Source organism: Azospirillum tabaci (genome assembly GCF_014596085.1).
Classification (GTDB): domain Bacteria; phylum Pseudomonadota; class Alphaproteobacteria; order Azospirillales; family Azospirillaceae; genus Azospirillum; species Azospirillum tabaci.
In genome coordinates this window covers 41,304-49,498 of record NZ_JACCJY010000043.1, presented here as the reverse complement: position 1 = coordinate 49,498, position 8,195 = coordinate 41,304, and the positions used below count along the sequence as shown (strand labels likewise).

General features: G+C 69.8%; 4 protein-coding genes and 1 pseudogene. All 5 read right to left on the bottom strand.

Annotated features, from left to right (window positions below; all coding sequences use genetic code 11):
* Positions 1 to 1,571: pseudogene (locus H0B54_RS27145) on the bottom strand (mechanosensitive ion channel); the annotation flags it as partial.
* Entirely contained in the window at positions 1,564 to 4,689 is a 3,126-nt protein-coding gene (locus H0B54_RS27140; protein ID WP_188262914.1) for an efflux RND transporter permease subunit, read from the bottom strand. The gene H0B54_RS27140 and the pseudogene H0B54_RS27145, both read right to left, overlap by 8 nt.
* Positions 4,686 to 5,852, bottom strand: a complete 1,167-nt coding sequence (locus tag H0B54_RS27135; protein ID WP_211109590.1) for an efflux RND transporter periplasmic adaptor subunit — start codon at positions 5,850 to 5,852, stop codon at positions 4,686 to 4,688. The genes H0B54_RS27140 and H0B54_RS27135 overlap by 4 nt, the downstream gene beginning before the upstream one ends.
* Positions 5,849 to 6,946, bottom strand: a complete 1,098-nt coding sequence (locus H0B54_RS27130; protein WP_188262913.1) for an efflux RND transporter periplasmic adaptor subunit — start codon at positions 6,944 to 6,946, stop codon at positions 5,849 to 5,851. The genes H0B54_RS27135 and H0B54_RS27130 overlap by 4 nt, the downstream gene beginning before the upstream one ends.
* A 29-nt stretch (positions 6,947 to 6,975) precedes the next feature.
* A complete protein-coding gene (locus H0B54_RS27125; RefSeq protein ID WP_246472872.1) occupies positions 6,976 to 8,190 on the bottom strand; it encodes an acetate/propionate family kinase in 1,215 nt (404 codons plus the stop codon).
* Positions 8,191 to 8,195 lie beyond the last annotated feature (5 nt).

Genomic DNA, 8,195 nt, shown 5'->3' with positions numbered 1-8,195 from the left:
GTCGATTGCGCGCCGAGCCCGATGGCGATGCCGACCACCCCCGCCCCGGCGAGCAGCGGCCCGATCTCGATGCCCAGCGAGGACAGCCCGATCATGACGACGATGGCGACCAGAACCACCTGCATGAACTTGCGCAGCAGCGGCAGCAGCGTCGCCATGCGCTGCGCCCGCGTGGACGTGCCCTCGCGCTGCGTGGCCCGCAACGCGCGGTCTGTGGCCCGGATCATCAGCACCCAGCCGACATAGCCGATCAGCAGCACGACCGCGACGTTGAACAGCACGCGCAGCAGGATCGCGCCGGGGCCGGCGCTCCGGTCCGGATCGAAACCCCAGACCATCGCCGTGCCGACGACGCCCAGCACCAGAAGGGACAGCCAGACGGCCCGCATCACCCGCACGAGCTGCGGTCCGGCGTTCTCCTCCATGCCCTCCTGGCCCGCGCGGTAGAAGCGCGCGAGGGGCCTCGTCAACAGCAGCGCGGCGATGGGCATGCCGAAGGCCAGCAGCAGGCTCGCCATCAGGCGCAGCCCCGTCCCATGCTCCAGCCGCAGCGCCGCGGCGATGACCGTCACCCAGAGTCCGAGCAGATAGAGCGTCGCCAGCGCCGGCAACGCCGACAGCAGCGGCAATGCCCGCATGTCCAGGTTCAGCGGGGTCGCCAGCGACCGCGACACCCCGGCGCGATGCCGCCAGATCATCCACAGCAGATAGACGAAGGGCAGCGTTCCCAGCGGCAACCCCAGCGCGACGGCGCCGTCCCGCGGCATGCCCAGCGCCCGCAGCAGATCGAGCAGACCCAGCGTGCCGGCCATCAGCACGACCGTGGTCAGCGCCGTGCGGTGCAGCCCCCGCGCGGCCTCATCGTCCAGGGGCAGAGGCCGACGCTCCGGCATCCCCGGCGCGGTCACGACACCCAGCAGCCGATCGGCCAGCAGGATCGTCAGGGCGAATTGCAGCACCGCCAGCAGGATCACCGGCGCCGCCGGGTGAGCGGGCCTCAGGGCCACGTAGGTCAGCAGCACGCCCAGTGTGAAGGCGATCATCTCCGCCAGCCCGGCGGTCAGGCGCAGCAGGGGCGTGGCGCCTTCCCGGGTCCGCAACGCCCGCCGGGCGACGGCCATGGCGCCCCCACCGGCCGCGAACAGGACCAGCAGCGCGACCCCCAGCCGCAGCGGCGACATCGCCGGCTGCGTGCCGTTCGGGCGGTGAAACGTGTCGGCCAGCATGCCGGGCAGGCGGGGGTAAGTGTCGGCGACCTCCTCCAGCCGGCGGGCATAACTCTGCAAGGGCGTTTCGGTCGTGGCGGCGGCTTGCGGCTGTCCGTTCCGGTTGGCGTCGGCGTCGGCTTGGAGGCGGGCGCGCAACGCCTCGCGCACCCCACGGTCGTCCATGGTGGCGAGTTGCGCGTCGGGGCTCGCCGGGGAGTCGGCCGAGGAGTTATCCGGGGAGTTTGATGACGGCGCAACGGATGCCGCCCGCGCCACACCGGCCAAGCCGGTCGCCAGCGCCAACAGGAGAAGCCCGACGGCGGCATGGCGCATCAGGGAGCGGAACGACGGGTGGTCACACACCGCTCGTCACTCCCTTGGTCGGCGCCGGACCCGGCGGGTGGGCGGCTTCGTCATACCGGGGCTTGGCGCGTTCCTCCGCCGCCGGTTCCCGGATCCGGAACCAGGCGACGTAGAGCGCCGGCAGGAAGAGCAGCGTCAGCAGGGTCGCCACGATCAGGCCGCCGATGATCGCGTAGGCCATGGGGCCCCAGAAGACCTCAGGCGCGATGGGGATCATGCCCAGGCTGGCCGCCGCCGCCGTCAGCAGGATCGGCCGCACGCGGTGCATGGTGGCGTTGATGACGGCGTCCCAGGGATGCTCCCCGGCCTCCAGATGCTCATCGATCTGGGCGATCATGATGACCGAGTTGCGGACGATCATGCCGATCAGCGCGACCACGCCCAGGATCGCCACGAAGCCCAGCGGCGTGCCGGTCGGCAGCAGCGCCGCAACGACGCCGATCAGGCCGAGCGGCGCCACGCTGATGACCAGGAACAGCTTTTGGAAGCTTTGAAGCTGGACCATGAGGATGGTCAGCATGACGAAGATCATGATCGGGAAGACGGCGGTGATCGAGGCCATGCCCTTGGCGCTGTTCTCCACCGTGCCGCCCGCTTCGATGGTGTAGCCGGGCGGCAGGCTGCGCCGCAGGTCGTCCACCGCCGGGGCCAGCTGCTGCACCACCGTCGCGGCCTGCAACGGGGGGACCAGATCGGCCTGGACGGTGATGGTGGGCAGGCGCGTCCGCCGCCAGACCACCGGCTGCTCCAAGTCGTAGCGCATGGTCGCGACCTCGCCCAGCGGCACGGTGCGGCCGTCGGGAATGGCGATCTGGAGGTTGCGCAGCGTCTCGATCGAGCTGCGCTCCGCGTTGGTCGCCTGGGCCACCACGTCGATCAGGTAGATGTCGTCGCGCACCTGCGTGAAGGCGGCGCCCGACACCGTGGCGTTCAGCGCCTGGTTGAGCGACTTGGAGCTGATCCCCAGCAGGCGTGCCTTGTCCTGGTCCACATCGACCCGCACCACCTTCGACGGCTCGTTCCAGTCGTAGTTGACCAGCAGCGTGTAGGGGTTGGTGCCGATGGTGTCGGCCATCCGCGCGGCGATGGCCCGCACCTCTCCCACGTCGGGACCGGAGACGCGGTACTGGATCGGCCAGCCGACCGGCGGCCCCATCTCCAGCGGGCTGACCCGTGTGTTCAGATCGGAGAAGTTCTCGTTCAGCACCTTCTCCAGCCGGGCGCGGACGGCCTCGCGGACCTTGTAGCCCTTGGTCACCACCACGGCCTGGGCGAAGTAGTCGTTGGCCAGCTGCACGTCGAGCGGCAGGTAGAAGCGCACGGCGCCCTGGCCGACGTAGAAGCTCCACCGCTCGACGTCGGGGTCGGCCGCCAGCACCTTCTCGAAACGGTCCACCACCTCCTCGGTCGCCCGGATCGAGGCCGTCTGCGGCAAGGTCAGGTTGACCAGCAGTTCCGGGCGGTCGGAGGCGGGGAAGAACTGCTGCTGGACGAAGCGCAGGCCGAAGACCGACAGGCCGAACAGCAGCAGCGTGGCGACGATCACCAGATAGCGCGCCCGCATGGCCAGGCGCAGGCTGCCCCGGAACATCCGCATCAGGCGCCCCGGTTCGCTGCCATGCTTCGCCTTCATGGTCTTGGGCAGCACGTTCACCCCGATGAGGGGCGCGAACAGGACCGCCACGATCCAGGAGAACAGCAGCGCCATCGCCACCACGGCGAACAGCGTGAAGCAGTATTCCGCCGCACCGCCCTGGGCGAAGCCGATGGGGATGAAGCCGGCCACGGTGATCAGCGTGCCGGTCAGCATGGGAAAGGCCGTGGAGGTGTAGGCGAAGGTCGCCGCCTTATCCAGGCTGAAGCCCTCCTCCAGCTTGGTGATCATCATCTCCACGGTGATCATGGCGTCGTCCACCAGCAGGCCGAGCGCGATGATCAGCGCGCCCAGCGAGATGCGCTGGAGCGTGATATCGTAGAACTCCATGCCGATGAAGGTCATGCCCAGCACCAGCGGGATGGAGGTCGCCACCACCAGCCCGGCGCGCAGGCCCAGGCTGATGAAGCTGACCACCAGGACGATGACGACGGCCTCCTTCAGCGCCTTGGTGAAGCCGGCGACCGACTCCTCCACCACCACCGACTGGTTGGCGACGAGGTGGACGCCGATGCCGACCGGCAGGTTCGCCTCGACCTGCCGCATCCGCTCGCGGATGCCCTCGCCGAACGTCAGCACGTTGCCGCCGGCCGCCATGGAGATGATCATCCCGATGGCCGGCTCCCCGTTGTAGCGGAACAGCGGCGACGGCGGGTCGGCGTAGCCGCGCCGGATGTCCGCCAGATCGGCCAGACGGTAGAACTTGTCGTTGGCGCGCAGGCTGATGGCGCGCAGGCTGTCCTCCGACGTGAAGGCGCCGCTGACCCGGACCGAGATCTTCTCGTCGCCCGCCTGCACCACGCCGGCCGGGGCCACGGCGTTCTGCGCCTGAAGCTCGGCGATGACGTCCTCACGGTCGATTCCCATCGCCGCCAGCTTGCGTGTGGAGAAGTCGAGGTAGATCCGCTCGTTCTGGACACCGACGAATTGGATCTTGCCGACGTCCGGCACGCGCATCAGATCGGCCCGCGCGGTCTCCGCATAGTCCTTCAGCTCGCGGTAGCTGAAGCCATCGGCGGTGAAGGCGAAGACGGTGCCGAAGGTGTCGCCGAACTCGTCGTTGAAGGCCGGTCCCTGCACGCCCTGCGGCAGGGTGGACTTCATGTCGGCGATCTTCTTGCGGACCTGATACCACAGGTCGGGCACCGCCTCGGCCGGCGTGTAGTCCTTCAGGTTGACGTAGACGACCGAGATGCCGGGCTTGGTGTAGCTCTTGACGTAGTCGAGATAGGGGATCTCCTCCAGCTTCTTCTCGATCGGGTCGGTCACCAGCTTCATGGTGTCTTCGATGGTGGCGCCGGGCCAGTTCGCCTGGACCACCATGGTCTTGATCGTGAAGGCCGGGTCCTCCTCGCGGCCGAGGCGCATGTAGGCCATGCCGCCCGCCAGCGTCAGCGAGATGATCAGGTACCAGACGAAGGAGCGGTGGCGCAGAGCCCACTCGGAGAGATTGAAGCCGGTCATGGTGCCGCCGCCGTTTCGATTTTCTGGTTGAACCGGACCCGCTGGCCTTCGGTCAGGCTGTGCACCCCGGCGGTGACCACGACGTCGCCGCGGGTCAGGCCCTCGGTGACGATGACCGGGCCATCGGTGTCCCTGGCGCCGTCCCTGGGCCGGATCACGACCGGCTGGCGCCGGACGATCTGGGCCTTCGGGTCGACGAGCCAGACGAAGCTCCGCCCCGCCTCCTCGAACAGCGCCGTTCTAGGCAGCTCGACCACCGGGGCGGGCGGCTGCTTCAGGCGCCCGACGACGGTCGCGCCGAGGCGCAGGGCGTCGGGCGGGTTGTCCAGCGCGATCCGGACGGTGTGGGTCCGGGTGACGGGATCGGCCTGGGGCGAGATCTCGCGGACGCGGCCCACCGCCACGATGTCCGGTGCGCCGGCCAGCGAGACGTCGATCACCGGGTCCTTCGGGGCCGCCCGGATGCCGGTTTCGGCGACGTTGAAGACGGCTTCACGCTCTTCCGGCTGGGCGACGCGCACCACCATCTGGCCGGCCTCGACCACCTGTCCGGGCTCGGCTCCAACGGTGGTCACCACGCCGTCCCGGTCCGCCCTCAGCTCCGTGTAGCCGACCCGGTCGCGGGCCGATTGCAGCGCCGCCTGCGTGGCGACGACCTTGGCGTCGGCGGTGCGCATCGCCAGCAGCGCCGCGTCGTACTGCGCCTGGGGGGCGTTGCCGTTGGCCAGCAGTTCCCGCTTGCGGAACTCCTCGTTGCGCGCCTGCACCTGATCGGCCTTGGCGGAGGCGAGGTTCGCCTCGGCGGTCCGCAGCGCGTTGCGCTGGTCCTGGTCGTCCAGCCGCGCCAGCACGTCGCCGGCCTTGACCTGACTGCCCACGTCGACCTTGCGCTCGATCAGCTTTCCGGCGATGCGGAACCCAAGGTCGGCGTCGGCCCGCGCCTCGATGGTTCCGGTGGCGGAGCCGCCCATCCGGAAGGTCACCGGCTCCACGGTGATGGTCCGCACCGGGCGGATCACCGGCGCCGCGTCGGCGTGATGCCCGCCCTGCGGCTGACAGGCGGCCAGCGCGGGGACCAGGGCCAGCAGCGCGACGAGAAGCGGCTTCGCGGGCGGCCGCCGCATGGTTGGGGGCCGCATGGTTGGTCGCGCGATGCGGGTCATGCGCCGCTCCCCTGCTTGATGGTGACCTTCTGGTCCGGCCGCAGCTTCTGGACGCCGCCGACCACCACCAGATCGCCATCGTTGAGGCCGCTGGAGACGGTGACCGTGCCGGTGTCGTATTGCAGGACGGAGACGGGGCGCAGGCTCACCGTGTCCGCCGGCCGCGCCACGACCCAGACCGCCGGCTCTCCGTTCCCCGTCTGGAACAGGGCCGAGGATGGCAGATTGACCACCGGCCGCGCCGGCAGCTTGGCCCGCCCGACGACGGACGAGCCGAGCAGGAAGGCGTCGGGGGCGTTGGGCAGGGAGACCTTCACGGTGTAGGTCCGGGTCACCGGATCGACTCCCGGAGACACCTCGCGGATCGTGCCCTCGGTGACGATCTTCGCATCGTTGACGAGCCGCACCTCGACCGGCGGCAGGCCCTCCCGTCCTTCCAGCCGGATGCTGGCGCCCGGCACCTGGAAGACCGCCTCCCGCTCATTCGGGTCGGCCAGCCGCAGCACCGTCTGGCCGACGGCGACCACTTGGCCGGGCTCCGCCGCCTTCGCCGTGATGACTCCGTCGCGGTCGGCCCGCAGTTCGGTGTAGGACAGCGTGTCCCGGGCCGAGCCCAGCTGTGCCTCGGCGGAGTTCAGCTCGGCCTGCGCCTGCTGGAAGCGCTTCTGGGCGTTGTCGTACTGGACCCGGGTGGTGAAGCCGTTGGCGAGCAGCGAGCGCTGGCGCTCCTCCTGCGTCCGGCTCTGCTCGACGGCGGCCTGCGCCGCCGCGACGTCGGATTCGGCGGACCTCACGGCGTTGGTCTGGTCCTGGTTGTCCAGCCGCGCCAACAGCTGTCCGGACGTGACCGTCTGACCGACGTCCACCAGCCGTTCGACCACCTTGCCGCTGACGCGGAAGCCGAGGTTGCTCTCGTGGCGGGCCTGGATTTCACCGGTCAGCGCGGCGGTGCGGTCGAACTGGCTCACCTGCACCGGCAGCGCGCGGATCAGCGTCGCCTCGGCCGGTGGCGGCGCCGGCTGCTCGCAGCCGAGAAGCAGGAGGCCGGCGACGATTGCCGATCTGGATGACCCAACCCCGGATGACCAAGACATGGCGCCTCTCTCTCCTTCTCGGGACCGTGTCACGCGGAGCGGTGGCGACGGAGGATGTCGCGGGTGTGGAGCGCGATCATCCGTTCCTCGTCGGTCGGGATGACGCAGCCCTTGACCCGGCTGTCCGGTGTCGTGATGCACAGCGCGTTCGCGGCGTTGGCCGCCTCGTCGAGGTCGAAGCCGAGCCAGCGCGTCCGCTCCGCGATGGCCTTGCGGATGGCCGGCGCCCGTTCTCCGATGCCAGCCGTGAACACGAGTCCGTCGATGCCCCCCATGGCGGCGGCCAGCGACCCGATGGCGAGGCTCGCCCGGTAGACGAAGCAATCCAGCGCGAGCTTGGCGCGCGGGTCGGTGCTGGCCAGCAGGTCGCGGACGTCGTTGCTGATGCCGGACAACCCCTTCAGGCCGCAGTCCCGGTAAAGCAGCCGTTCGATGGCGCGGGCGTCCATGCCCTTGTCCATCAGGTACAGGACCACGCCGGGGTCCAACTGCCCCGGCCGCGTGCCCATCGGCAATCCGTCCAGCGCGGTGAATCCCATGGTGCTGTCCACGCTGCGCCCGTCTTGGATGGCGCACATGCTGGCCCCGCTGCCGAGATGCGCGACGACGACCCGCCCGCCGGCGATCCCGGGGGCGAGGTCCGGCAGGCGCCCGGCGATGTACTCGTAGCTCAAGCCATGAAAGCCGTAGCGCCGCACACCTTCCCGATGGAGGACGTCCGGGATGGCGTAGCGGTCGGCCAGTTCGGAATGGTGCCGGTGAAAGGCGGTGTCGAAGCAGGCCACCTGAAGCACGTCCGGCAAGAGCTTCCGGATCGCCCGGATCGGCGCCAGATTGTTCGGCTGGTGGAGCGGGGCGAGCGGAACATAGGTTTCCAGCGTCCCGATCACCGCGTCGTCCACCGCCACATGGCTGTCGTAGGCCGGTCCGCCGTGAACCACCCGATGCCCGACCGCCACCGGCATGGCGCCACCCAGCCGCTCCCGCAGCCACGCGCCGAGGAACGCCAGCGCGCCGGGAACCCCGTCACCGGATTCGGCCGGCAAGGGAACGTTGCCGTCCTGGCTGCTCTCCTGAACGGCCAGCCGGGGCGTCGTGCCGATCCCCTCGATCTGGCCGCGGAGACGCACCGGCAGCGTCCCGTCCGCCGCATCGAACAATTGGAACTTGATGCTGGAGGAACCGGCGTTGATGACCAGGATCGTCTCGGTCATGGCCATCTCGGTCCTGGTCGTCTCGGTCATGGCGA

Excerpts from the sequence above, each read along its gene's own strand:
- H0B54_RS27135 (WP_211109590.1), bottom strand. The coding sequence starts at position 5,852 with ATGACCCGCATCGCGCGACCAACCATGCGGCCCCCAACCATGCGGCGG.
- H0B54_RS27130 (WP_188262913.1), bottom strand. The coding sequence starts at position 6,946 with ATGTCTTGGTCATCCGGGGTTGGGTCATCCAGATCGGCAATCGTCGCC.
- H0B54_RS27140 (WP_188262914.1), bottom strand. The coding sequence starts at position 4,689 with ATGACCGGCTTCAATCTCTCCGAGTGGGCTCTGCGCCACCGCTCCTTC.
- H0B54_RS27125 (WP_246472872.1), bottom strand. The coding sequence starts at position 8,190 with ATGACCGAGACGACCAGGACCGAGATGGCCATGACCGAGACGATCCTG.